20 protein-coding genes are annotated in these 24,982 nt (G+C 55.2%); 5 read left to right on the forward strand and 15 right to left on the reverse strand.

Annotated features, from left to right (window positions below; all coding sequences use genetic code 11):
• Positions 1 to 42 precede the first annotated feature (42 nt).
• The gene (gene ppsR / locus SR894_RS09360) at positions 43 to 876 is read right to left on the reverse strand and encodes a posphoenolpyruvate synthetase regulatory kinase/phosphorylase PpsR (protein ID WP_133733506.1); all 834 of its coding nucleotides are present in this window, start codon (positions 874 to 876) and stop codon (positions 43 to 45) included.
• A 256-nt stretch (positions 877 to 1,132) separates the two neighbouring features.
• On the opposite strand from ppsR, the gene ppsA reads away from it, so the two are divergent.
• The gene (gene ppsA / locus SR894_RS09365) at positions 1,133 to 3,508 is read left to right on the forward strand and encodes a phosphoenolpyruvate synthase (protein WP_133733536.1); all 2,376 of its coding nucleotides are present in this window, start codon (positions 1,133 to 1,135) and stop codon (positions 3,506 to 3,508) included.
• Between the two features lie 110 nt (positions 3,509 to 3,618).
• Positions 3,619 to 5,409, forward strand: a complete 1,791-nt coding sequence (ggt, locus tag SR894_RS09370) for a gamma-glutamyltransferase (RefSeq protein ID WP_133733505.1) — start codon at positions 3,619 to 3,621, stop codon at positions 5,407 to 5,409.
• 8 nt (positions 5,410 to 5,417) lie between these two features.
• Here the strand turns inward: ggt and SR894_RS09375 are convergent, their stop codons facing one another.
• The 3 genes from SR894_RS09375 to acnB all read right to left on the reverse strand — a co-directional run bounded on the left by SR894_RS09375 (position 5,418) and on the right by acnB (position 10,693).
• Entirely contained in the window at positions 5,418 to 7,361 is a 1,944-nt protein-coding gene (locus SR894_RS09375) for a glycerophosphodiester phosphodiesterase family protein (protein ID WP_133733504.1), read from the reverse strand.
• A 42-nt stretch (positions 7,362 to 7,403) separates the two neighbouring features.
• Positions 7,404 to 7,898: a ribonuclease E activity regulator RraA gene (gene rraA, locus SR894_RS09380; protein ID WP_133733503.1), complete on the reverse strand. Its 495-nt coding sequence runs from the start codon at positions 7,896 to 7,898 to the stop codon at positions 7,404 to 7,406.
• 191 nt (positions 7,899 to 8,089) lie between these two features.
• Complete coding sequence (gene acnB, locus SR894_RS09385) at positions 8,090 to 10,693, reverse strand: bifunctional aconitate hydratase 2/2-methylisocitrate dehydratase (protein WP_133733502.1); 2,604 nt, start codon at positions 10,691 to 10,693, stop codon at positions 8,090 to 8,092.
• A 547-nt stretch (positions 10,694 to 11,240) separates the two neighbouring features.
• Between acnB and SR894_RS09390 the strand changes: the two genes are divergently transcribed.
• Both SR894_RS09390 and SR894_RS09395 read left to right on the forward strand, forming a co-directional pair.
• Entirely contained in the window at positions 11,241 to 11,918 is a 678-nt protein-coding gene (locus SR894_RS09390; RefSeq protein WP_133733501.1) for a MiaE family protein, read from the forward strand.
• Between the two features lie 27 nt (positions 11,919 to 11,945).
• Positions 11,946 to 15,845, forward strand: a complete 3,900-nt coding sequence (locus SR894_RS09395; RefSeq protein WP_133733500.1) for an ATP-binding protein — start codon at positions 11,946 to 11,948, stop codon at positions 15,843 to 15,845.
• A 21-nt stretch (positions 15,846 to 15,866) separates the two neighbouring features.
• Here the strand turns inward: SR894_RS09395 and SR894_RS09400 are convergent, their stop codons facing one another.
• Genes SR894_RS09400 through queC form a run of 4 tightly spaced genes read right to left on the reverse strand, consistent with a single transcriptional unit; the run spans position 15,867 to position 18,344 of the window.
• Complete coding sequence (locus SR894_RS09400) at positions 15,867 to 16,124, reverse strand: YkgJ family cysteine cluster protein (RefSeq protein WP_088700028.1); 258 nt, start codon at positions 16,122 to 16,124, stop codon at positions 15,867 to 15,869.
• Positions 16,121 to 16,975 (reverse strand): 6-carboxytetrahydropterin synthase, encoded by an 855-nt coding sequence (locus tag SR894_RS09405; RefSeq protein WP_133733499.1) that lies wholly within the window; start codon positions 16,973 to 16,975, stop codon positions 16,121 to 16,123. The genes SR894_RS09400 and SR894_RS09405 overlap by 4 nt, the downstream gene beginning before the upstream one ends.
• A complete protein-coding gene (gene queE / locus SR894_RS09410; protein WP_133733498.1) occupies positions 16,975 to 17,631 on the reverse strand; it encodes a 7-carboxy-7-deazaguanine synthase in 657 nt (218 codons plus the stop codon). The genes SR894_RS09405 and queE overlap by 1 nt, the downstream gene beginning before the upstream one ends.
• Positions 17,631 to 18,344, reverse strand: coding sequence for a 7-cyano-7-deazaguanine synthase QueC (gene queC / locus SR894_RS09415; protein WP_133733497.1), 714 nt, complete (start codon positions 18,342 to 18,344; stop codon positions 17,631 to 17,633). The genes queE and queC overlap by 1 nt, the downstream gene beginning before the upstream one ends.
• A gap of 221 nt (positions 18,345 to 18,565) precedes the next feature.
• On the opposite strand from queC, the gene SR894_RS09420 reads away from it, so the two are divergent.
• Positions 18,566 to 18,982, forward strand: coding sequence for an SRPBCC family protein (locus tag SR894_RS09420; protein ID WP_133733496.1), 417 nt, complete (start codon positions 18,566 to 18,568; stop codon positions 18,980 to 18,982).
• Positions 18,983 to 19,035: 53 nt separating this feature from the next.
• Here SR894_RS09420 and SR894_RS09425 read toward each other — a convergent pair whose 3' ends face one another.
• From SR894_RS09425 to SR894_RS09455, 7 genes are all read right to left on the reverse strand, one after another.
• Positions 19,036 to 19,275: a DUF2789 domain-containing protein gene (locus SR894_RS09425; protein WP_133733495.1), complete on the reverse strand. Its 240-nt coding sequence runs from the start codon at positions 19,273 to 19,275 to the stop codon at positions 19,036 to 19,038.
• Between the two features lie 87 nt (positions 19,276 to 19,362).
• The gene (locus SR894_RS09430; protein ID WP_133733494.1) at positions 19,363 to 20,439 is read right to left on the reverse strand and encodes an asparaginase; all 1,077 of its coding nucleotides are present in this window, start codon (positions 20,437 to 20,439) and stop codon (positions 19,363 to 19,365) included.
• A 29-nt stretch (positions 20,440 to 20,468) separates the two neighbouring features.
• Complete coding sequence (locus SR894_RS09435; RefSeq protein ID WP_133733493.1) at positions 20,469 to 21,680, reverse strand: MFS transporter; 1,212 nt, start codon at positions 21,678 to 21,680, stop codon at positions 20,469 to 20,471.
• Between the two features lie 8 nt (positions 21,681 to 21,688).
• The gene (locus SR894_RS09440) at positions 21,689 to 22,192 is read right to left on the reverse strand and encodes a hypothetical protein (protein ID WP_133733492.1); all 504 of its coding nucleotides are present in this window, start codon (positions 22,190 to 22,192) and stop codon (positions 21,689 to 21,691) included.
• 95 nt (positions 22,193 to 22,287) lie between these two features.
• A complete protein-coding gene (locus SR894_RS09445) occupies positions 22,288 to 23,544 on the reverse strand; it encodes a DEAD/DEAH box helicase (protein ID WP_133733491.1) in 1,257 nt (418 codons plus the stop codon).
• A 273-nt stretch (positions 23,545 to 23,817) separates the two neighbouring features.
• Positions 23,818 to 24,324, reverse strand: a complete 507-nt coding sequence (locus SR894_RS09450) for a helix-hairpin-helix domain-containing protein (RefSeq protein ID WP_133733490.1) — start codon at positions 24,322 to 24,324, stop codon at positions 23,818 to 23,820.
• 65 nt (positions 24,325 to 24,389) lie between these two features.
• The gene (locus SR894_RS09455) at positions 24,390 to 24,974 is read right to left on the reverse strand and encodes a PqiC family protein (RefSeq protein ID WP_133733489.1); all 585 of its coding nucleotides are present in this window, start codon (positions 24,972 to 24,974) and stop codon (positions 24,390 to 24,392) included.
• Positions 24,975 to 24,982 lie beyond the last annotated feature (8 nt).

Consider the following 24,982-nt stretch of genomic DNA (forward strand, 5'->3'; position numbering starts at 1 on the left):
TCACTGGGGGCTTGCGCAGTTTATCACTTGCGTAGTTTTGCATTAGCGGGGCGAAAAACGCCTCGCTAAGCCTGTTTCAGCAATCATCCGCGTTGAAATCTCCTCCACCGAGAAGCGCGTCGCATCGATATACGGAATGTGCATGGTGCGGTAGAGCGACTCGGCCTGTTCCACTTCTTGTAGGCACTGATCCATTGAGCTATAGCGGCTGTTGGGGCGTCTTTCATTGCGAATTGCCGATAAGCGTCGCGCATCGATGGTTAACCCAAACAGCTTTTGCCGATGGGGCACGAGCGCTTTGGGTAACTTCAACATACCATCTTCATCTAAATCGTCTTCTGTCAGCGGATAGTTAGCTGCTCGAATGCCAAACTGCAGTGCCAGATAAAGCGAGGTAGGGGTTTTGCCGCAGCGCGAGACGCCAACCAGGATGATATCCGCTTTATCGTATTGGTGGGTGCGTGCACCGTCATCATTATCCAGCGCGAAGTGGACGGAGTGGATACGATCCATATAGACATCATCGCTGCCAATCGAGTGAGTGCGTCCAACGCTGTAGGAAGAGTGGGTCTCCAGCTCTTGCTCTAAGGGCTCCAGGAAGGTTGAAAAAATATCGACTTTAAACCCGGATGCCTGACGAATGACGTCACGAATTTGCTGATCCACAATGGTGTCGATAATGATTGGTCGATGACCATCGCGATTGGCCGTCGACTCAATAATCGCTGCTAACGCCTGCGCTTTTTCCAACGTATCGATGTAGGGCTTGGTCTGCATATCAATCTCAACATCGCTGAACTGGGCCAGCAAGCTTCGTCCTAAACTTTCCGCCGTGATGCCGGTACCATCTGAAATAAAAAAAGCCGTACGTTTCATAACTAAATCCACGGGTGAGTGATACGCCTATTGTGAGCCGAGCTGTTTGCCAGCACAACGTGCCATCTCTAATAGGGTTTTCTGCATCGAATACGCCCGACTACATAAATAGCCCAAAAAGCCCTGCTGTTGTAAAAATCCTCCACTCTCTTCGCTATTAGACCAATGGCGAATATATTGGCGCGGTGCTAGGGTGTCTCAATCAATTATCCATGATCGTCAAGGTCATGCAGATATCTATGAGCGAGGGGGTTACGTGGAAGAGTACATTCTGTGGTTCGATCAGTTGGGCATGGCGGACGTCGAACGCGTAGGTGGTAAAAACGCCTCGCTGGGTGAAATGATATCTAACCTGTCCGGTGCTGGCGTGACGGTTCCTGGCGGTTTTGCCACCACCGCCCACGCTTATCGTGAATTTCTCTCCCATGAAGGATTAAACGAACGCATTAATGCCACCCTGGCACGCTTGGACGTCGATGACGTTAAGGCGCTGGCCGAGGCGGGTCGCAATATACGCCAATGGATCATTGACACGCCGCTACCCCCTAGCTTTGAAGCGGCCCTGCGCGATGCCTACGGCCAGCTGCAGCAACAGCACCCGCAACTGAAAGTAGCCGTGCGCAGCTCAGCCACCGCGGAAGATCTCCCCGATGCCTCCTTTGCAGGCCAACAGGAAACCTTCCTGAATATTGAAGGCTTCGACAATATCAAGCGTGCAGTGCACGAGGTTTTTGCTTCGCTGTTTAACGATCGTGCGATCTCCTACCGAGTGCACCGCGGCTACGCCCACGAAAATGTCGCCTTGTCGGCGGGCGTTCAGAAAATGGTGCGTTCAGAGACCGGCGCGGCCGGCGTCATGTTTACCCTGGACACCGAGTCTGGTTTTAAAGACGCGGTTTTTGTCACTGGCTCCTGGGGCCTGGGCGAAACCGTGGTACAGGGCGCCGTCAATCCCGATGAGTTCTACGTGCACAAGCCGACACTGGCTGCGGGCCGCCCGGCGGTGCTGCGCCGTAATTTGGGTTCCAAGCTGATCAAGATGGTTTATGGCCAAGATGCCAGCGCTGGTAAATCGGTTGAAACCATCGATGTGCCCCATGCCGACCGCGGCCGCTTCTGTATCAACGATCAGCAAGTGATGGATCTGGCCCGTCAGGCAATGACTATCGAGCAGCACTACCAGCGGCCCATGGATATTGAGTGGGCATTAGATGGCGATGATGGCCGGCTTTACATCGTCCAGGCGCGTCCTGAAACGGTGGTGTCCCAGCAGGAGGGCGGCAAGCTTGAGCGTTTTCAGCTGCGTGAAAAGGGCCGCACGCTAATAACCGGTCGAGCGATTGGTCAACGCATTGGCCGGGGTACCGTTAAAGTGGTGTTAAGTCCAGACGACATGGACAAGATCCATGATGGCGATATCCTGGTCACTGACATGACTGACCCTGATTGGGAACCGATCATGAAACGTGCTTCCGCGATCGTCACCAATCGCGGTGGGCGCACCTGTCATGCGGCGATTATCGCCCGCGAATTGGGTATCCCCGCTGTGGTTGGCTGTGGTGATGCGACTACCCAGCTAAAAGAGGGTATCGACGTCACGGTTTCTTGTGCGGAAGGCGACACCGGCAATGTGTACGAAGGGCTGTTGGAGTTTGATTGCAAAGTCTCCAGCGTCGATGCGATGCCGGAAATACCCTTTAAAATTATGATGAATGTGGGCAACCCTGACCGCGCCTTTGGTTTTGCCAGTCTGCCTCACGCAGGCGTGGGTTTAGCGCGTTTGGAATTTATCATTAACCGCATGATCGGCGTCCACCCTAAAGCGCTGTTGGAGTACGACACCCTGCCGGTTGATCTACAGCAGGTGATCGATTTACGTACTGCAGGTTACACCGACCCGGTCAGCTTCTATGTCGATAAACTGGTTGAAGGTATCTCCACGCTAGCGGCAGCGTTCCATCCCCAGCGCGTTATCGTACGGCTGTCCGACTTTAAATCCAACGAATACGAAAACCTGATTGGCGGCAAACTCTATGAGCCGGGTGAAGAGAACCCCATGCTCGGTTTCCGGGGTGCATCGCGCTACATTTCAGAGGCGTTCAGGCCCTGCTTTGAACTCGAGTGCCGAGCGCTCAAGCGGGTGCGTGAAGAGATGGGCTTCGAGAATATCGAAATCATGGTGCCCTTTGTGCGTACCACCGACGAAGCACGTGAGGTGGTAGAGCTGTTGGCGGCTAATGGCCTAGAGCGTGGTGGCCCCACCGGGCTTAAAGTGATTATGATGTGTGAGCTTCCCGCCAACGCGCTGCTGGCCGATGAGTTCCTTGAGTATTTTGATGGTTTCTCGATTGGCTCAAACGACCTGACCCAGTTAACGTTAGGTTTGGATCGTGATTCCGGCATAGTGGCGCATCTGTTTGACGAGCGTAATGGGGCGGTTAAAAAGCTCCTGGCCATGGCCATTCAAGCCTGTAAGGCAAAGGGCAAATATGTCGGTATATGCGGGCAGGGGCCGTCAGACCACCCTGATTTGGCTAAATGGTTGATGGAGCAGGGTATCGATTCTGTATCACTCAACCCGGATGCGGTGCTGGAGACCTGGTTTATGCTCGCAGGGCAAAAAATCGACTAATCAAGCCTACATTGGTTTTTACTTTACGCCCGGCCATTGTGCCGGGCGTTGATGTTTTAATAGGCTACTCTTCTGGAGTGGTTTTTTAACTTGTCATGGAGAGCGCTGAGATGTCACCAAAATCGGTTAAGTTTGCGCTACCTGTTCTGCTGGTAGCGCCATTGTATAGCTGGGGGTTTAGCTATGAGACACCCTCCATTTCTCCTGAAAGCGAATCGGGCTACGAAGAGAAGCCCGGCTGGGAAGCTGAGTCGTTTGCGGTAGCAGCAGCTAACCCGCTCGCCACCGATGCCGGTTACCAAGTCCTTAAAGCCGGTGGTAATGCCATTGATGCGGCCATTGCGGTACAGATGGTGTTGAACCTGGTCGAGCCGCAATCCAGTGGTATTGGTGGTGGTGCTTTTCTGATGCACTTCGATGGCGATGAAGTGCGTGCCTACGATGGTCGTGAAACCGCTCCCCAAGGCGTTAACGGTGAGCTGTTTATGCAAGATGGTGAGCCGCTGGCGTTTAATGAAGCAGTGGTTAGCGGTCTCTCAGTGGGCGTGCCGGGCACGCTGCGCATGCTGGAAAAAGCCCACGCTGAGCACGGTGAGCTAGCCTGGGAGGAGCTATTTACCCCGGCAATCACTTTGGCCGAGGAGGGCTTTGAGGTTAGCAATCGGTTGCATACCAGCTTGGCAAACGATGAGTTTCTGCGCCAAGACCCAGTAGCGAGCAAGTTTTATTATGATTCAGACGGTGAGGCTATCGCCGTTGGCGAAACGCTCAAAAACCCAGCGTTGGCAGCCGTTCTTCGCCGCGTTGCTGAGCAAGGCAGCGTCGCCTTGCACGAAGGAACCGTGGCACAAGACATTGTTGAGCGCGTTCAGAACCACCCTGAGCGCCCTGGTGGTTTGACGATTGAGGACATGAGCGGGTACGAAGCGCTTACCCGTGAGCCGCTATGCACGCCTTGGCAGCAGTGGGAAGTATGCGGTTTTCCACCACCCTCATCGGGTCATCTGACCGTGATGCAGATTTTAGGTATGCTTGATCAGCAGCCACTGCTTGAAGCCCCATTAGACAGTGGTGCTGCAAGCAGTGGGTGGCTGCATCAATTCTTGGAAGCCTCGCGCTTGGCCTTTGCGGATCGTGGCCGTTACATCGCCGATCCTGACTTTGTCGAGGCGCCGGGAGGCGACTGGTCACTAATGCTAGCCCCGGAATACTTGGAGCAGCGCAGTGCACTTATCGAAGAGATGAGTATGGGCGACAGCGCTGAACCGGGTAACCCTGGGGAGCTAGACGTTAGCTGGGCTAGCCAGCCTGAACAGCCCGAGTACGGTACCAGCCATATCAGTATTGTCGATGAGGAGGGCACCGCGGTGGCTATGACCACCACTATTGAGCAGGCGTTTGGTTCGCGGATTATGTCCGATGGTGGCACGGGGTTAGCGGGAGGCTTCCTGCTCAATAACGAGCTCACCGATTTTTCATTTACACCTGAAGTGGATGGCGATCCCGTAGCAAACCGGGTAGAGCCTGGCAAGCGCCCACGCTCTAGCATGAGCCCGACCTTGGTATTTGATCAAGAAACCGGCGAGCTAGTCGCCAGCTTGGGCTCACCTGGTGGCGCCGCAATTATTCATTACACCGCCCGTACGCTGGTAGCGCTGCGCGACTGGGGGCTAAGCGCTCAAGAGGCGCTCAACCTTCCCCATGCTATTACGCTGGGCGGGGATGTCTATGTGGAAGAGGGGCGTTTTCCTAAGGCGACCATCGAATCACTGCGCGAGCGTGGCCATGTGGTAAGCGAGCGGGAGCTAACCAGCGGCCTTCAAGCCATTATGCGCCTTGATGATGGCACCCTGTTTGGTGGTGCTGACCCCCGGCGCGAAGGGGTGGTAATGGGTGACTAGGCCAATTTCTATTGGCGAAGCCAGTTGCGCAGCTTTACTAGCATCAGCGCACCGTCGCTTAATTCGCGACGGACTTGAATAAGCTCGGTTAAACGGTCTGGGTAGTCGGTGATAATCGCATCGACACCCAGGTCAATTAGCGTCGACATTCTGGCTCGATCATTAACGGTCCAGGCGTGTATTTCGTAGCCATACAGTCGTGCTAAGTGAATTTCCCCTTCCGTAATGCGATTATGGCGTAGCCCAAGGGCAGCAAAGTCACGCCGGTTTAGGGTGCCGGGCAGAATAAGCTGAGCCAGCAAGGTAACGCGCAGCGATGGCGCTCGCTGACTCAAATACTCCAGTAATGATGGCGACATGGTTGCCATGCGCATATCCATTAGCGCATTGGGAAAACCGCACGCTGTATAGCCATCGAAGGCGCTTTGTTGTGTCGCCCAGCAGCGATAGCGCACATCGCTCTCTGCATTTAAGGCCTCAATAACGGCATCGGCTAGCGCCTGTTCTTGGCCCGGCAGCGGCTTGATGTCGATCATTAGTCCGGCTTTTCCACGTACCCTGTGCAGCGCTTCATCCAAGCCTGGAATGTTCTCACCTTGAAAAGCATCGCCGAACCAGCTTCCAACATCGAATTGGCTGAGTTGCTCTCTGGTAAGCTCGCCAAACTCACGGTTGTCGCCGGTTAACCGTGCCATGCTGCGGTCGTGGTAAAGCATAACCTGCTGGTCACGGCTCAAACGTACGTCTATCTCGATATAGTCAGCGCCATCAAGCAGCGACTGCTCCAGCGCGGCAAGGGTATTTTCAGGTGCCACCATGGAGCTTCCACGGTGGGCAATCACCGCGACGTTGTCACGTATCTCAAAGCTATTGAGTATCCACCACGCTTGAAGACCGGCAAAAATAAGTACGCTCAGCTCTACCGCCCAGGCCAGTTTGCCTGCGTTAACATCCTCAGGTGGCGGTGCAGGGCGAGCTTCTCGATGGGCCAGCTGCATATAGAGACAGGCGGAAAGCAGCGCATTGGCGGCAATACCGATGAAGGTAATGGCCAGGGTGACCAGCACATAGCCAAGTAAATACGCCAGCATCGCTGGGATGAGCACGGCATTATGCTCCGGCAGCCACCACAGAAGCGGCGTGAATAGCCGGTCAAAGAGCAGTGTCACCAGTAGCGGCAGGCTAACAATGACGACCAATAGTAGAAGTACTGCTGCGCCAATGGAGCGGCGCCAGCCGCGGGTTAGGCTAACGCTTCGTTTAAGTGCCTGCCAGGGATTACACTCTTCCAAGGCAACAAAGGGCAGCGCCAAGAGCCATCGCAGGTAGAGCCATGATGCCGCCCATACCCAGGTAATAAGCAGTGGTAGTGCGCAAGCTATGAAATACCACAGTGAGGGAGGGCGCACACGCTGTAGATAGTAAGGGTCTATACCGCTCAGCCAGAAATCGTAAAGCCATGCTAGGCCGGCCATAAAGGGGGCGAGCAGTAGTAAGTGGGTGCCTACCTGCAGTATGACGAGACCTGCCAGGGCAGGCAGCCGACGAGTGCTTAGCCAGAGTGCTTCAAGAGCCAGCCGATAGTGATTTTCACGGGGCCTGACGGCAACCTGCAGCATGCCTGCCTGCTGCCAGTAAATAATCAGAAACGCGAACCCAAGCCCCACCAGCATGCCTACTAAACCCAGCGGGCTAAACAGTAGCGAGATCAATTCATCGTTGGTGACCACGGTTCGGTTGAGCTGGGCCAGCAGCCAGCGAGTTACCCAGGTGATCGCTGGCAGCAGCAAGGCTGAGGCGAGCAGCGTAAAAAACAGGTGATAGGCGATCAGTGGACGAAGATGATCGCGTAACGTGCGCAGTAAGGCAGAGCCAAGATAGGTCAAAGGCTGCATCGTCATTAAACGGTAAGAATGAGTCACCAGGGTGGCAGTAACCGCCACACCTGGCAAGGGCCTCTTTTAAGACAAATTTAATGACTACGGAGGTCGTTGTTAAGAAAGTGGTAGCTCTTGCTCGGCAACAATAATGCCGTTGTTATCCGCATACAACCACTGGCCAGGCTGAAGAGTAACGCCGGCAAAGGTAACGCCGATATCTCGCTGTCCCTCGCCACGTTTTTCGCTTTTGCGCGGATGGCTACCTAGCGCCTGAACACCAATGGGCAGAGAGGCGAGTATCTCCACATCGCGCACGCAGCCGTACATAACGACCCCCGCCCAGCCGTTGGCGACGGCCTGCTCGGCGAGCATATCCCCCAGCATGGCGCAGCGGTGCGAACCACCCGCATCAACCACCAGCACCGCGCCGTTGCCCGGCTCGGCAACGGCCTGTTTCACCATGGAGTTATCTTCAAAGCATTTGATTGTACGAATAGGGCCATAGAAAGCTTCAAGCCCGCCAAAATTGGCAAACATCGGGTCAAGCACCGTAACCTCTGGGTGCGCATCGCAGAGATCGGGCGTCACGATATCAATCGAATGGGTCATTACACGCTCCTAAGGGTAAACACTGTTGTATTACCGATCAGTTTAGAAAGGTAGAGCATAAAAAAACGCCCCGCCCTGTAAAACAGTGGCGGGGCGTTCGGTCATCGGCTCAGAAAATGCAATGTTTCACATCTTCTGCGATGGTGCGAGCATCGGCGATGGGGCGGTCTGTTTCAAGTGCTTAATAAGCGTTAGGCTTCTTGAGCGACCGGAATCACGTTTGAGGCGATCTTTTGATACTCCTCAATTTCGTGAAAGTTCATATAACGATAAATCTCGCCCGCCATAGCGTCAAACTCACTCATATAACGTTGATACTCTTCAACGCTGGGGAGACGTCCTTCTACTGCGGCAACGGCCGCCAGTTCCGCAGAGGCGAGGTACACATTGGCACCGTCACCCAAACGGTTCGGGAAGTTACGTGTAGACGTAGACACCACGGTGCTCTTAGCGGCAACGCGGGCCTGGTTACCCATGCACAGTGAACAACCCGGCATTTCCATACGGGCACCGGCACGGCCGTAGATGCCGTAGTAGCCCTCTTCGGTCAGCTGATGCTGATCCATTTTCGTCGGTGGTGCCAGCCACAGCCGGGTTTTTAAGCTACCGGCAGGCTGCTTCTCAAGCAGTTTGCCAGCAGCCCGGAAGTGGCCGATGTTGGTCATGCAAGAACCGATAAAGACTTCGTCGATTTTCTGGCCTGCGACTTCAGACAGCAGACGCGCATCGTCAGGGTCATTCGGCGCACACAGAACGGGCTCTTTAATTTCAGCCAGATCAATTTCGATAACTTCGGTGTACTCGGCATCCTGGTCAGCACGCATCAAGCTGGGGTTAGCCAGCCAAGCTTCCATGCCCTCAATACGACGGCTAATGGTGCGCTCGTCACCGTAACCGTTGCCCATCATCCACTTCAAGAGGGTGATGTTAGACTTCAAGTATTCGGTAACGCTCTCTTCCGACAGCGTAATGGTACAGCCAGCGGCGGAGCGCTCAGCGGATGCATCAGAAAGCTCAAAGGCTTGCTCAACCGTTAAGTCTTCCAGACCTTCAATTTCCAACACGCGCCCTGAAAAGGCGTTTTTCTTGTTGGATTTATCAACGGTCAGCAAGCCTTGCTTGATGGCGTAGAGCGGAATGGCGTGAACCAGGTCACGCAGCGTAACGCCGGGCTGGCGTTTGCCCTTGAAGCGAACCAGTACTGACTCCGGCATATCCAGCGGCATAACGCCGGTGGCAGCAGCAAACGCTACCAGGCCTGAACCCGCCGGGAATGAGATGCCGAGCGGGAAACGGGTGTGCGAGTCACCGCCGGTGCCCACCGTATCAGGCAGCAGCATGCGGTTAAGCCAGCTGTGAATGATGCCGTCGCCGGGGCGTAGTGAAACGCCGCCACGGTTCATAATGAAGTCGGGCAGGGTGTGGTGAGTATCCACATCCACGGGCTTCGGATAAGCTGCGGTGTGACAGAACGACTGCATAACCAGGTCGGCTTGGAAACCAAGGCAGGCAAGGTCTTTCAGCTCATCACGGGTCATCGGGCCTGTGGTGTCTTGCGAGCCAACGGTGGTCATCTTGGGCTCGCAGTACATGCCGGGGCGAACGCCCTCAAGACCACAGGCTTTACCGACCATTTTCTGCGCTAAGGTGAAGCCTTTGCCAGTATCTTTAGGCTGATCGGGTAGGCGGAAAACGTCAGAAGTGGGTAGGCCCAGTGACTCACGCGCCTTACCAGTCAAACCACGGCCAATGATTAGGGGAATACGGCCGCCAGCGCGTACTTCATCCAGAATCAGCTGCGTTTTAAGCTCAAAAGTGGTGATAACGTCATCGCTACCGTGTTTGCACACTTTACCTGCGTAGGGGTAAACATCGATGACGTCGCCCATGTTCAGGTTGGTGACGTCCATTTCAACCGGTAGAGCGCCTGAATCTTCCATGGTGTTAAAGAAGATAGGTGCAATTTTGCTACCAAAGCAGAAGCCGCCAGCGCGCTTGTTGGGTGCGTAGGGAATATCGTCGCCGAAGAACCACAGCACCGAGTTGGTGGCTGACTTACGCGATGAGCCGGTGCCGACTACGTCGCCGACATAGACGACGGGGAAGCCTTTGGCTTTAACATCTTCGATCTGTTTGAGCGGGCCAGTGGTGCCTGGAACCACTGGCTCAATGCCGTCGCGCTCGTTTTTGAGCATGGCGTTGGCATGGAGCGGAATATCCGGGCGTGACCAGGCATCCGGTGCAGGTGACAGGTCATCGGTATTGGTTTCACCAGGAACTTTAAACACGCTCAGGGTGATTTTTTCAGCCAGTGCGGGTTTAGACAGGAACCATTCGGCGTCTGCCCAGGACTGAATCACCTCTTTCGCGACGCTGTTGCCATTTTTGGCGCGGCTTTCCACATCGTGGAAGGCGTCGAACATCAGTAGGGTGTGCTTGAGCTGCTCGCCTGCTTCGCGGGCAAGCTCTTCGTTATCGAGTAGCTCTACCATTGAAACGATGTTGTAGCCACCTTGCATAGTGCCCAGCAGCTTGACGGCGTGAATCTTGTCGATCAGCGGAGAGCTCGCTTCACCTTTCGCAATAGCGGTGAGGAAGCCTGCTTTTACATAAGCGGCCTCGTCAACGCCCGGCGGAACGCGGTTGGTGATTAAATCAAGGATAAACTCCTCTTCACCGGCCGGTGGCGTTTTCAGTAGCTCAACCAGTGAGGCTACTTGTTCGGCATTTAGGGGTTTGGGCGGGACGCCCTCGGCGGCACGTTCCTCGACATGTTGGCGATAAGCTTCAAGCACGTTGGGGCCCTCTCATTCACGTTTCATTTACTTTATGGTGACGGCCTGCACATTGCACGGTGTTGGCTGCGCAGTTTTTATAAAGTGGGGCCGATCACATATGACATACGCTTGACAAACAGCGTGTGGTTGGATGGCTGCGATTCTACGGCAAACTGTCGACAATGTTAAGCTGGCAAGCAGAGACGACTCTTGTACTTTATGTTGATGTCACGATTTAAACGGATCAAAAAAACGCTTTTTATTAGCCAATTGGCTCAAAATCAGGAAAGTTTTTTCCATTTCATAGCGAACCTTAGGCTATGCGGGTGTGATTATCGTTACAGCGCGTTACCATACTCCTCACTTACTTAACTGGAGAGCCGTTTTACTGCTGTAGTGCCTATGCAAGCGTATTGATTAAAAGTGTGTGGAGCATTTTTAAACGCGTAGCTACATTAGTAATAGATGATTCAGGTCGTAGAGAATGGTATGCAACAGGGAACTATAAGCGCCTTATGGCCTTATATGTTGTACAATAGTGAGATATAAGCTTGGTGATGGTGTTATGTTGATACAACCTTCTACACAAACTACAAAAAAGAGTGGCTTGCAAACGGCTGATCACGCAGTGAAAGCGGATGATTTGCTGCCGGAAAGTTTGCACCAGTTTTTGGCCTGTGCGACCCCTGAAGCATGGCTGCAGTGGGCGCTTGAAAATCCAGAAACGCTGCTAATTGACCATGCGCAGTGCGAAAAAAAAGCCGCATCTACCGCTATGAGCTTGCTCTATCGTTATGTAGATCAACCACTTTTGCTGAGCAAAATGTCGCAATTAGCTCGTGAAGAGTTACTGCATTTCGAGCAAGTAGTCGCGCTCATGGAAGCACGCGGTGTGGCCTACCAGCACTTGACCGCTTCACGCTACGCGGAAGGGCTAAGGCGACACCTGCGCAGCAATGACCCCGAACGGTTAATTGATGTGCTCATCATCGGCGCACTTATTGAAGCGCGCAGTTGTGAACGCTTCGCTTGCTTAATTCCTTATTTAGATGAAGAGCTTGCCAAGTTTTATCGCACCCTGGTGAAGTCAGAAGGCCGTCACTTCGAGGATTATCTGCTACTGGCTCGCCAGCAGACATCGGACTCAATTGACGAGCGGATCGCTTTTTTTGTAGCGCGTGAAGCGGAGCTGATTACTTCGACCGATACTGCTTTTCGTTTTCATAGCGGCGTGCCAGCTTAACCCGCTTAGCCCGGCAGGATGTTTATCATGCGCGATGCTCGTGAGACAGACCAGTTAACCCTATTTGGCCATTTTTCACTCACTCAGGGTGAAGATGTATTAACTCACTTCAGCTACGACAAAGTGAAAGCGCTGCTCGTTTATCTGTTACTACATCGTCAGCCGGTTAATCGTGCCGCGCTGGCGGAACTGCTGTGGCCCGACCAAGGGTTATCTTCCGGCAGGACTAACCTGCGTCACGCGCTGCACTGTTTACGGCAGTCGTTGGGAGAGAGTGCTGACCAAGTATTAAGCGTCTCCCGGCAAACGATTGCCTTCCAGCTTCCGGCCAATTGGAAAGTCGACCTGCATACGCTGCAGCAGCTGCTCGAAGGGCCGCGTGACTTGGATACACTGGAAGCACTGATGACCTGTTACCAAGGTGACCTAATTGAAGAGCTTCAATTGGCCAGCTGTAGTGAGTTTCAGCGCTGGTTAGTCCAGGTGCGCAATGAATGGCGCCAGCGCGTCATTCGTTTTGCCGAACAGGTGCTCGAAGCTCACACCGATGTGCCTGATTTGATCCTGGAAACCCTGGTGAGTCGCTTCTCTGGCTATGGCCCGTTTCATGAGCGCTTGGTACGCCAGCTGGCTGAACAGAATCAAATGGCCGCCGCTCATGAGCAGTATAATAGCTACTTGCAGCTACTGGCATTGTCAGGCCAGCAGCCTGAACCTAGTTTCTTACAGCTGGCCAGTTACTGGTCTGACGGCCACCATGACCCGCGCATGATGAGCCCTCAAGGGGCTTTTTCCCGCGCGCTGGCGGCGGACAGCAAACCTCTACGTGAAGATGAGATTGAGCTGCGCCAGCTTTCCGTAATGGCTATCCGGTTGCGCCTAAAAGGGGAGTGGCAAGATCGTGCCGCGACGCGCCACTGTCTCACTCTGCAACTGGAGCTATTGCGTTGGCTAGAGCAGCAGTGCCATCACTTGGGCGGCTTCTGGCTGCCTGGCGCCACCGGCGGCTTGGGGTTAGCTTGTTTCGGCACCCACGGGCCTGCTCATCAGTTGGCTGAGTTAGTGGCGCTCTATGAGCACTGCCGACAGGCGCTTCCCCAAGAGAGTGCCCGCCACTGGTCTGGCGAAGGCGAAGTGCCGCAATTTGAGTTAGCTGCTGGTTTGCATAGCGGGCGAGTCGTTTATCTACCCGAGCGGCAACTGGCTGATCCGCTGGGGCAAGTCACCCAAACCTCGCTGGAGCTAATGAGCGCGGCCGAAGGCAGTGAGCTGGTCATCTCTCAAGAAGCCAGCCAGCACATGCCGCCCGCGTTGGATCTACAGCCGCGGCTGGTATCGCGTTTGGTGGCGAGTGACGGTCGCGTTCGACTGCGTGCTTTAGTGCTTGGCCTAAACGAAGGCGGCCGAGATGCGCTGCCGCCTAGCCTGGTCGGGCGTGAAACCTCGCTGCGTACGCTGCGCGATGCGTTGGCGCGGGCAGGTATAGGTTTGCGTCAAAGCGTATTAGTACGCGGGGCGTCTGGTATGGGTAAATCGGCACTGATGGTCGGTTTCCGCCAGTTAGAGCTCAGTCGCGATGCGGCAATTTGCTGGCAGCCCACCACGCGGCTGTCGGTGCTGGATCCCTACGGCGTTGCCCGCACTTTGGTTAGCTGGTATCTCAAGCGACCACTAACCGTTGAGGCGATTCACGAACTACAGGCGACGCTGGAGTTTGACCAGCTTACGCCCGAGCGCCAGCACCTGTTGGAAGAGGCGCTTGGGGTGCACGAAGTTCAGGAGATCACCCAGCTTGCCCAAAGCGGTGAAGCCGTTGAACTGGTGGTGATGTTGCTGCACCGCTTAATCGAGCGTCAGGCGACTACCCATACTCTGGTACTGATGGTCGATGATTTACAGTGGCTTGATGAGCCGTCGTTTAAAGTGCTCGCTGGGTTGCAGGCACGTTTGCCAATCAATACCGCCTTTATGCTGGTAGCCAGCCATCACGGCAGAGAGCTGCTACCGGTGAAGCTACATTGGGATCAACAGATTAGTTTGGGGAATCTGGATCCGCAGCAGTCTTCACGGCTATTGTCACAGCTGTCACGGCGCTACCGCATTCATTTGAGCCCGCGGTTACGCAACCAGATTATTGAGCGCTGCGATGGCGTGCCGCTCTATATGCAGGAGATTTGCCGGCGTCTGGATATGGATCGTCGCGAAGGGCGCAGTGTCCAGTTCGATGAACTGCCCAAAGGATTATTAGGTCTGTTGGCAAGCCGTATTGATCAGCTTGAGGGTGACCGAGAAATTGCCCACATAGCGGCAGTGCTGGGTAAGCGCTTCCGGTTGGATTTTCTACTGGAGTGTAGCGGCTGGGAAAAAGGTCGGCTTAACCAAGCGCTCGAACATATGCGGGCGCTTGAGATTGTCGAGCCGGTCGATAAAGAGAGCGGCGAACACGAATACCAGTTTAGCCATCAACTGCTGCAAGAAGCGGCCTATCTTTCCTGTCCGCGGGATGTGCGGGTCAAGCTGCATCAGCAAGTAGTGACCTTAATTGAGGAGCGCTTCCCGGTGTGGATTAGTCGCCACCCCGGCGATTTTGCCACCCATCTGCGCCGTAGCGGTCATTATGCCCGTGGTGCACGCTATTTCGAACTGGCCGCCCGGGAAGCGCTTAAGGTGAGCGCCAACCGAACTGCACTACGCATGGCCGATTTCGGTTTGGCGAGCTTGCGCCACGTCGAGCATGAGATTGAGCGTGAAGTGAGTCTGCTCACCGTGCGCGGCCAGGCGGCCTTCTCACTTGAGGGGCATGGCTCGCCTACCGCTCACGAAAGCTTTGTGCGTGCGAGGGAGCTACTGCGCGAATCGGGTACCGATAGATTAGAAGACCCAGAAGATCTAGAGCAGATATTCCTGGTCAAATGGGGGCTTTGGGTAGGGCGTAGCCAGCGCTATGCTCATGCCGATGCCTTTGCACTGGCGTCGACGCTCGCTGATCTCGCTGCACGTCTTGAAGACCCTCGCTATCGTCGTTTGGCCGACTATGCCCGCGCTAACTGCGAATACTGGGCAGGTCGCATTCAGCAGGCTCACGACCATTTAGATGAAATCGATCCCCTCAATGCGCAAATGATGATCGAGTGGCTACCGTTCTCCGATCATCCGCAAGTTTCGGCCGCCTGCTTTCAGGGCTGGGCGCTCTGCCTGCGCGGTGATTATCAGCGTGCCGAGCGGCAAGTATCGGCGGCGATTCGGCTGGCGGAGAAAATCGCCCACCCCGGTACCTTGGCGCTGGCGCTGCTATTTGCCGCTGCGCTCTACCGTCAGCTAGGTCACGTTCACTTGGCCGCGCGGCATGCAGAACGAGCGGCGGCAATGACCGGAACGCCCGATTTACAGCTGTGGCAAATTTCCAGCCAGTGCATTCTCGGTTGGCAACGAGCCCTGGCAGGCGATGCCACCGGGTTGACTCAGTTACGCGATAGCCTGGATCAGATGGCGGAGCTGAATGGTCGTGACCGCTACCAGCGGCCGGTGCTGTGGTACTCGGATGCCTGCATTGAACTAGGCGAGCTAAATGCCGCAGAGGAGTACCTCGACCAGTGCTTGGTGATTGCCCGTGAACGTACCACGCTATTTTTGCCTGAATTAGCCACCCAACTGGCCAAGGTGCGTGTTCTGCTGGGACACCCCGCCAATGAAGTCAAAGCATTGGCTGAAATGGCGATAAACCAGTCCCGCGAGCACGGCAATCGCCACCAGGAGCTAGCGGCCCTTGAGCTATGGCTGACGCGTATCGAGCCTAACGACCAGCAGGCGAAAGAGAGTTTTAGGCAGCTATTGAGTGAAGTCAGCCACAGCGATGCGCCGGTGCTAACCCGTTGGATCAGCTTGTTGGATCGCCGTTTACCGCGGCCGGTAGGCGCTGAAGGTTGATAAACTAAAGCAGGGCACTGTTTAACGGGTGTCCTGCTCCAGCCACGTCAAGGTGGCGAGCGCCTCTTCCCGGTGCTCGCCGCACACACTGGCGTCAAAGTTAAACCGCTCGCAGACCCTGGGGCGGCTCGGATCTCCGAACAAACGGCACAGGTTATCCTCGTCTAACTGCACGCAGCGAACGCCCGCCGGCTTGCCCTCAGGCATGCCGGGGATAGCTGAGCTAATTGAAGGTGCGATGCAGCAGGCGCCACACCCCGCACGACACCCTTCACTCATAGCTGACTTGGTGTAGCACTAGGTGTAGACATGGCAATCGCTCCCTTGTTGATGCCCTCAAAGGCCTGAATGCGCGTGGTTACGCCGCTTTGCGTGGCAACCTCTTTTGCCAGCCAAGCGGCGATATTTTCTACCGTGGTGGGGCCGGGGAGGATCGCGCATAGCGACTGTGGCAGCGTAATGGAGAAATCACCTTGAGCGGCCCGGTAGGCGCAGATCAGGAAGTCGTTATCCCGTGAGGTGATATCCGCCTCTTCAAGCAGGTAACGATTATCTAACCATGCGGCCCACTGCTGTTCGAGCTTAAGTTGACGTACCCCCTGCTGAAGGATATGTAGCCGCGAACGGTGGCCGTGGGCGATACGCTGGCAGTTGCCTAGGTGGCGCTTTAGGCCGTGCGTGTAGCCATAGGCAGCGCCTTCAATGGCCTCGTCGTTCAGCGTTAGGGTGACCTGGTGGACATTGTTAGGACGCTGTTCAGTGAGCTGCTGGCTTAAATACTCAGCGACCGTGTCAAGCTCAATGGTTTTCCACGGCAGCAGGCTAAACGCCTCTTTTGGCCCCCTTACTTCCATCGGGTAGGGCGTGGTAGTCCGTATGCACACACCTTCGGGGCACTCTGTAACAATCACCCCGGGGGCTTGGGTGGGCACCAGTAGAGTATGATCTAAGCCGCTATCAAGCGTGCGCTTGATCCACGGCTTGACTTCACCAAAGTCGAAGAGCATGCCATCTTCGCCTAGCTCGCCATCCAGCAGTGCGTCTACCTGCCAGCTACAGCCCACTAGGCCGCGCTCAGAACACCAAATTGAAACGTCAATATGGGTCAGTTGGTTTACGAATAGGGACATTAATCAAAACCTGCTAATTTGTGCATTTGCAGCGATAGACGCCACTGGGGGTTAGCCATACAGTATGCGGTCGCTTCAGCGACGGTGGTCTTATCCTGATTGATAGGAGCAAGATCCATCGGCTGTAAAAAGAAGTGGCGAAACCCCAGGCTTGAAAACTGCTCTGGAGGAGCCTCTGCTTGAGGGTAAACGAGCTTTAGTTCGTCGCCTTGGGTAACGGCCAGCGGATTGCTGCCCTTAGGGCTGACACACAGCCAGTCAATGCCTGGGGGCGGTGGCAAAGTACCGTTGGTCTCGACGGCCACCTCAAACCCATGGCTATGCAACGTGGCAATCAGCGCTGTGTCAAGCTGCAGCAGTGGCTCGCCGCCAGTAAACACCACATAGGGTGTTGCCTTCGACTTGGCGTCACTGCTGTGGCTGGGCCAGAGCGCTGCAATGTGCTCAGCAAGGGCGGTAGCAGTGGCAAACTTACCGCCATTGATGCCGTTAGTGCCAATAAAGTCAGTATCGCAAAAAGTGCATTTAGCCGTCGCCCGATCAATCTCACGACCTGACCACAGGTTGCAGCCGCTAAAACGACAGAAAACGCTCGCTCTGCCCGCTTGGGCACCTTCCCCCTGCAGGGTGTAGAAGGCTTCTTTGACTTGATACATCAGCGCTGACCTACTGCGCTGTCTACGCTGTAAGCCAATGGGTCGGTCACGCCGTTGGCGGCAAAGGCTTCCAGCCGCTCGCGGCAGCTGCCGCATACGCCGCAGGCAAGTTCACGGCCTTCATAGCAGGTCCATGTATGGCGGTAATCCAATCCCATTGCCAGGCCGTCACGCAGTATGTCGGCCTTGCTTACTTTGAGATAAGGGGCGTGTAGCTTAACCGGCTCGAAGTTGGCGATGCCCGCGACATGATTCATAGCCTCGACGAACTCGGGGCGGCAGTCGGGGTATAAAACGTGGTCGCCGCCATGGGCGCCGTAGTCGACGCGCTCTGCGCCAATATTGACGGCCTTGGCAATCGCCAGGGAGAGCAAAATCATATTACGATTAGGCACCACGGTAGCGCGCAGGTTGTCTGCGTCATAGTCGCCCTGGGGCATTGCCTGGGCTGGGTTGGTGAGCGCCGAATTATCAATCAGGCCGTGTATAGCGCGAATATCGACCACTTGATGGGGGAGCCCTAGCGAGGCGCACACCTGGCGTGCAGTATCGAGTTCGCGGGCGTGCCGCTGGCCGTAGTCAAACGAAAGCGCGTGTACGTTAAGCCCTTCACGCAGTGCGCGGTGGAGCACGGTAAAAGAGTCCATTCCACCGGAATAGATAACAACGGTCGTGGTGGCTGTATCAGCCGCCATCGGGGGTGTTGATGACATGAGAAAACACTCTTTGTCGGAGAATTTATTAATCACGAGCAGTGTTTAGCTGTCGCGGCGTTCCGGGGTCCGGTCCGGAAGGGCGGCAGTTTACGCAATAGCCGTTAGTCTGACCAGTTCTAGCGCTTATCGAAGTACCTTGGTGAGGTAGAAAGTGCGTAGGCGGGCAGCATTAATATCAACATGCTACGCTATCCATCCATGTCGTTAGAGGCGAACCAATGGCAACGATTGAACATAGTGAAATCATTAACGCTCCGCCCGAACGTGTGTTTGAACTATTGCGCCGTGTCGAGGATTTTGCCGATTACTCGGATCTGATTCGCTCAATAGAAACGCTGGGCGAAAACCGCTATCGGTGGCATGTGCGTGCCGTGGGTATGGACTGGGCATTTGATGTCATGGTGACCGAGATCCAGCCGCCCCATGTGCTTGCCTGGGAGTCGTTGGATGGGGTGAAGAACCAGGGGCGTTATCGCCTTCGCGAGGTGCCAGAAGGAACCGAAGTGGCGTTGACGTTGAGCTATGAGATTCGCAACCGCTTAATGGAGAAAGCCGTTAACAAAGCGGCCAAGCCGCTAGTCGGCAAAGTCAGCCGCCAAATTCTTGAACGTGTAGAAGCGCGATTGAATGGATAGCGCCGTACTAGCGGCGCATAAGTTATCAAGCCTCCGATTAATAGGCCTCCGCCTTACTGTGGTTTATGCATTGATGCGTCAAGGTGGTCGACGACCTCTGCCCAGTCGGCATCGTCATCGACGGCTTCTCTTAAAAACTCTGCTTGGCCCTCGTTCCAGCAAGGGGCTTCAGCCAATGGCATTGTTTCTGGAAGCGGGGCGTTGCGCTGGATAAAGCGCTCGATTGAAGCTGCGTCAGATGCTAGGCCCAACTGCTCGAATAGTTCGCTGAAATGGTGCACCGGTTTTTCCATAATCTGTTGTTCCTTCAAACGGTTAGAATGCTTCCTACAACATAGCTTGATTCTCAGCCTACGCCACCTTTCAAATGCTGTGATTGGCTAGCGTTCACCGATTAGCGACGTTAAAAAGCGCTGCCGCTGATCCTCTAACGCGAGTGGCTGTGCCAGTAAGTGGGCTAGCTTGGTGTATGCCGCTTCTGGCGTCATATCATCGCCGGCGAGAACGCCTGCATCGCTCAGGCCATGCCCCGCCGCATAAGCACCCAAGTGGACACTTCCCTGGGGGCACTGGCTAATGGCGGCGAGCAGTTTGCCTTCCCCGCTGGCTTTGGCAAGTACGTGAAGCAAACTGGGGTCGTCGGGGAGGTTACCCGCGCCCCAGAGCTGGAGCAGCGCCCCTTTGACACGCGCATCACTCAGCCAGGCGTCTAGTTGCCAAGCTGATATGCCCGGCCAAAGGGCGATGCGAACGATCTCTCCCTGATTGACCAAGCGGTAGTCGGGGAGCTCGAAACGCGGCGCACCACGCTGCTGCAGGCCAAGTCCGCGGCTGGGGTAATAAACGAAATCTTCGCCTACCCGCTCACCGAGCAGTGGGTAGTTGGGGCTGGCGAAGGCGTTGGCTGCTTCGCTGTGCTGCTTGATGGCACGGGCGCCCCGCAATAATTGTCCTGCAAAGTAAATAGCCACTTCTTGGAGCTCGGGCTTAGCGGCAAACTGCAGCGCGCCGTGCAAGTTGTCCAAGGCATCGCTGCCTGGCGATTCCAATGGCAGCATTGAGCCCGTGACGATCACTGGTCGATCTATCCCCTGGAGTTGATAGGCAAGGCTAGCGGCCGTCCAACTGAGCGTATCGGTGCCATGAATAATCACGAAACCGGCGTAGGCCGTTAATTGGTCGTTAATGTCGTGGGCAATCTGCTGCCAAGTGAGCGGGGTAGCGGCACTTGAATCAATCAGCGTGGTATAGCTAACCACCTCATAAGGCGGAAGTGATTGCTGTTGGGCAAGCGGTAGCTGGTTAAGCGCTGTCGCCATGCGGTTAGTGAAGTCACCGCCAGGCGTGAGCCCTTCTGCATGCTGTTGCATACCGATGGTGCCGCCCGTGTAAATAACTAAAATGCGCTCTTGGGAAGGAACGCTGTCGGCTAGAGGGGAGTAGGGGTTCATCGCCATCTCCTGGGGCTTTATGCGAAACCTGCTAATCAGAAAGTAGGCGTAACACGCTGTACCAAAAGTTCACCACTATGATCGTCTAAGCGATGATTGCGGCCCGCTAGTAGCGCAAAGCCACAGCAAACCATAATCAGGGCGATCAACAGCCAGGCGATATGTGGTGTGTTGGCGCCTGATTGCAGCATAACCCCCACACCAAAGGGGCCTAGTGCGGCCAGCGTATAGCCACCGCCCTGAACAAGCCCAGAAAGTTGACCGGCAAGGCGTGAGTTGGCCGTGCGCAATACTAACAGGCTTAGCGCCAGGCTAAAGCTGCCACCTTGGCCGATACCCAGCAGTGCAGCGCCGGGCCATTTCCATACCAGTGGCGCGATAAGCAGCATCCACAGGCCTATGGCGGTGCTAAACAGCACAAGTAATAGCGCGGGACGCTGGTCACGCCCCAGGCGTGCAAGCCAAGGGGCGCCAAGCGCTGAGGCAAGCTGGCACATAATCGACACCGCCATTGTCCAGCCCGCATCGGCCTCGTTATAACCGCGATCAACCAGCAGTGTAGGCAGCCAGCCAAATACGATGTATGCCATGGACGATTGAATACCCATGAACAGCATAACGTGCCAGGTAAGCGGTTGCTTAAGAAGGCGTAAAATACCGCTTTTAGGCGCTGTTGGTGTGTTGGTCATGGTGGTGCGGGGCATTTGGAAGTGCCAAAGCACTAATGCGAACAGCGCCAACAGTGACCAGCTCATCAAGCTCGCCTGCCAACTGCCGAGCAGTTGCGTTAATGGAACGCTAAACCCAGCCCCTAACGCGCCACCTAAGCAGAGCGCCATGGTGTATAAGCCGGTGAGCAGGTCTGCACTGTCGGGGAGTTCACGCTTAACCAGGGCCGGTAGCAGGGTGCCGCCAATGCCGATCGCACAGCCTGCCATCGCTGAGCCGATAAAGAGCCCGCCGGAGAGGGGTAAGCCACGCAAAATCAATCCAACAGCCAGCAGTGTCAGTGCCGCACTTAGCGCCCGTTCACTGCCTATACGTTTAGCCAGGGCAGGGGCAAGAGGGGCGGAGAGGCCTAAAAAAAGCACGGGGAGCGTGGTGAGTAACCCTGCCGCGGTAGCGGAAAGCCCGGCGCTTTCTTGCAAGCGGGTAAGTAGAGGAGCGACCGAAGACATGGCGGGGCGTAAATTAAGCCCCACCACAACCATCAGCAAAATAAACGTAATCGAGCGACGCGTTGCCATACGAGTACTTACTTGAGGTGGGGACGCAAGTCGCCGCGAACGGCATCGAGTAGCGTAATAAAGTGGTAATCCTGAGGAGTGTCCAGGCAGTCGACCCTGACGTTCGTGCGCATGCCTTTATCTATATTTAACTGGTCAAATATTTCTAAAGTAAGCTTGCGGGCAGGTTTATCGCCTGGCGCCATGATGCCATCTTCAAGGCTAAAAGTTTCAAGCAGGGTGACACGTACGCGAGTGCTATTGCCTTCGCTCAGTACTCGGCGTACAAAAAGCCAGCCTTCGCAGGGGAGGGCGTGGTTGTCATCCCGCTGGCGCAAGAAAATCGTGCGGTAGCAGGCCCCTTCGATCGAGGCCTTTTCAGCCATGCTTCGGTAGGCTTGAAGCACCTGATTAGCTGACGCCCGGGCGTCCTCTAAACGCTGTACGATCCCTTGATGTTCGCGGCTGAGCTGCTCTTGACGCTGAAACGTCAGCCATTGGCGGTACTCGGCCATCAGTTGAGAAGACGCCATAATCACTCCGTGAAAAGTTTTGGCTAAAATTGCTGCTGGAAACAGCGGCTTGGAATATGCAAAGGCGACACCTTCGCATATTCCTGCACTCTGAGCTAGCGCCGCGCGCGGCGTTTACGTTCGCCGCCGGTATTGGCGCTCTGGCCTTCGGGTTTGCGTTTGGCGCGGGGCTGACGTTGATTGCGACGGCCATTTTCGATGGGCTCAGGTTTGATACTGGGGTCGGGCTCAAAGCCAGGTTCAATGTGCTTTGTTAGCTTCTGCTTGATTAGCCGCTCAATATTGCCCAGCAGGCCGTCTTCATCGACACACACCAACGAAACGGCTTCGCCATTGCTGCCAGCCCGACCGGTGCGGCCAATGCGGTGGACATAATCTTCCGCCACGTTGGGTAGGTCAAAATTGACGACGTGGGGCAACTCATTGATATCCAGTCCGCGAGCAGCGATATCGGTGGCCACGAGTACCTGCAGGTCGCCGCTCTTGAATGCCGTTAGTGCGCGAGTGCGCGCTCCCTGGCTTTTATTGCCATGGATCGCCATTGAAGGGATGTCCTGCTTGGAGAGCTGCTCTGCAAGGCGGTTAGCACCATGTTTGGTGCGCGTAAATACCAGCACCTGGAACCAGCCATGTTGCTGAATCAAGTGAGCCAGCAGCTCGCGCTTCTTCTCGCGGTCAACGCGGTAAATGGCCTGCTCAATTTTGTCGGCTGTGGCATTCCGTGGCGCTACCTCAATCATCGCCGGGTTATCCAGCAACTGTTGCGCCAGGGTTTGGATCTCGTTAGAGAATGTCGCTGAGAACAGCAGGTTTTGGCGCTTTTTAGGCACTAGGCGCAACAACCGCTTAATGTCATGAATGAAGCCCATATCCAGCATGCGATCAGCTTCATCAAGCACTAAAATCTCAACGCAGGAGAGATCCACATGCCCTTGCTGGTGAAGATCCAACAGGCGGCCTGGAGTGGCAACCAGTACATCCAAACCGGCTTTCAGTGCATCGATTTGAGGCTGTTGGCCGACGCCGCCAAAAATAATGTGAGAGCGCAGTGCCAGATGTTGACCGTAGGTCGACACGCTTTCGCCTACTTGAGCGGCAAGCTCGCGGGTAGGGGTTAGCACTAGTGCACGTACCTGACGCTTTGTAGGTCGTTTGCCGGTGTTTAAGCGTTGCAGCATCGGCAGCGTAAAACCAGCGGTTTTACCCGTGCCGGTTTGGGCGCTGGCCAGCATGTCACGACCTTCTAGTACAACGGGAATAGCCTGTCGTTGTATCGGGGTAGGCTCAGTGTAACCTTGCGCTGTGACAGCGCGTAACAAATCGGCGTGCAGGCCAAGTTCAGAAAAGCTCATGCGTTCTCCGCAGTCACCTAGTGAGTTAATACCGGTAAGTGGTTGTTATCACTAGGTGTTATGTTCAAAAAGCGAGGTTGATTCACCTTCGCGGCAGCGAAGTGTGCCAGATAATTCAGCGTGCCGCGATGGTCGTTGGTTAGCCGTGGATGACCGTGACAGGAGACGTGAAGGTTATAGTGCCAAAGCAGCACTATCATCCTGGTGCGCACGGACACACCAGAAAACTACGTGTCAGTAATAAGCCGAGTAGTGTAACACGGTTATGGGGCCTCAGCTTGTTTCGCTGAATCGTGCCAGTGGCGGGGCCTGGGCATGCAGTGGAATTAACCGCGCTAACGTAGTCGCGGGCAAGTTGAGCTGGGCCACTTCCTTGGGGGTTAATACAAAAAACTGCTCAGGGGTGAAAATACCTAGTTGAAACAGTTGGCGGGCCGTGGCTGGCCCTATGCCGTCGAGCGCGAGTAGGTGTCGCGCAAAGAGGGCGATAAAACGACTGTTTTGCTGTTCATCAAAATCGACGCTAGCCGTTTGAAAATAGTGCCCCGCTTGACGAATAATAAATTGCTCAATGCGCTGAAGCGCGGCTAGCGTTGAGGTGTCACTACTCTGTGCTGCTAACTGGTCATGCAGGGCGTCGTGGCTATTTAAAGCGGTTTCGAGTAGGTCAAGACTCAATTCACCCTCAAGCATTGCCGTGACGGTATGCATGAGGGCGTTAATGGCATCGCGCAGTTGTTCAGCGGGCAGACCCGTGGTCTGGCTTGTTTCAGCTGTCATATTGACATCCCTGAGGGGGTTAGCATTAAGCGTAGTGCAGCAAACTCAGTTTAGAAAAGCGCTGATTAATCAAAATAATCGCCCTGACGTATTTGAGTGGCGATAAGTTCGGCGGCTTGATCCCAGCTATCACTCAATGCGCGAACCAGGGCGGGGTAGCCATCCTCGGCAAGGGGTGTCTCTGCATAGAAATTTTCCATCGCTAGCAGTTCACCGGCATCGTTAAGCAATTGCCATTGGCCGCTGGCCACGGCGACACCGTCAAAGCGGCCCTGGAATTGATCAACGTTCAGGCGCAGGGTCAATGCGTTGGCTTGTTCGCCTTCCGTACGCATAATCCTAAGCGTTGGTAGCGCTTGCGCCAGATTGGCGCGCAGTTTTCGTTCTAACTGTCTGCCTAATCCTTCTGCCCACTGATGTTCCCGAGCGGCGTTCAACGTAATGTCGTCTAGTTGCATGACAATGCCGTCGACATCCAGGTAGTGGGCAAGTCGAGGGGAACTCACTATAAGCGTGCCCGCGGGCTGGCGGGGCGTGCTAGCCAGTGGGTCGCTTGGCAGCATATAGCGAGCGGGGGGCGTGACGCTGCTGGCGCAGGCGGATAGCAACAGGCAGATCAGCAGCAGTGAACATCTCATCCATGTAAACATCGTTAGCT

The organism is Vreelandella neptunia (assembly GCF_034479615.1).
GTDB classification, from domain to species: domain Bacteria; phylum Pseudomonadota; class Gammaproteobacteria; order Pseudomonadales; family Halomonadaceae; genus Vreelandella; species Vreelandella neptunia.

Bases quoted from the DNA above. Each gene is read 5' to 3' on its own strand.
- ppsR (WP_133733506.1), bottom strand. From the start codon at position 876: ATGAAACGTACGGCTTTTTTTATTTCAGATGGTACCGGCATCACGGCG.
- ggt (WP_133733505.1), top strand. From the start codon at position 3,619: ATGTCACCAAAATCGGTTAAGTTTGCGCTACCTGTTCTGCTGGTAGCG.
- rraA (WP_133733503.1), bottom strand. From the start codon at position 7,898: ATGACCCATTCGATTGATATCGTGACGCCCGATCTCTGCGATGCGCAC.
- SR894_RS09390 (WP_133733501.1), top strand. From the start codon at position 11,241: ATGTTGATACAACCTTCTACACAAACTACAAAAAAGAGTGGCTTGCAA.
- SR894_RS09395 (WP_133733500.1), top strand. From the start codon at position 11,946: ATGCGCGATGCTCGTGAGACAGACCAGTTAACCCTATTTGGCCATTTT.
- SR894_RS09400 (WP_088700028.1), bottom strand. From the start codon at position 16,124: ATGAGTGAAGGGTGTCGTGCGGGGTGTGGCGCCTGCTGCATCGCACCT.
- SR894_RS09405 (WP_133733499.1), bottom strand. From the start codon at position 16,975: ATGTCCCTATTCGTAAACCAACTGACCCATATTGACGTTTCAATTTGG.
- queE (WP_133733498.1), bottom strand. From the start codon at position 17,631: ATGTATCAAGTCAAAGAAGCCTTCTACACCCTGCAGGGGGAAGGTGCC.
- queC (WP_133733497.1), bottom strand. From the start codon at position 18,344: ATGTCATCAACACCCCCGATGGCGGCTGATACAGCCACCACGACCGTT.
- SR894_RS09420 (WP_133733496.1), top strand. From the start codon at position 18,566: ATGGCAACGATTGAACATAGTGAAATCATTAACGCTCCGCCCGAACGT.
- SR894_RS09425 (WP_133733495.1), bottom strand. From the start codon at position 19,275: ATGGAAAAACCGGTGCACCATTTCAGCGAACTATTCGAGCAGTTGGGC.
- SR894_RS09430 (WP_133733494.1), bottom strand. From the start codon at position 20,439: ATGGCGATGAACCCCTACTCCCCTCTAGCCGACAGCGTTCCTTCCCAA.
- SR894_RS09435 (WP_133733493.1), bottom strand. From the start codon at position 21,680: ATGGCAACGCGTCGCTCGATTACGTTTATTTTGCTGATGGTTGTGGTG.
- SR894_RS09440 (WP_133733492.1), bottom strand. From the start codon at position 22,192: ATGGCGTCTTCTCAACTGATGGCCGAGTACCGCCAATGGCTGACGTTT.
- SR894_RS09445 (WP_133733491.1), bottom strand. From the start codon at position 23,544: ATGAGCTTTTCTGAACTTGGCCTGCACGCCGATTTGTTACGCGCTGTC.
- SR894_RS09450 (WP_133733490.1), bottom strand. From the start codon at position 24,324: ATGACAGCTGAAACAAGCCAGACCACGGGTCTGCCCGCTGAACAACTG.
- SR894_RS09455 (WP_133733489.1), bottom strand. From the start codon at position 24,974: ATGTTTACATGGATGAGATGTTCACTGCTGCTGATCTGCCTGTTGCTA.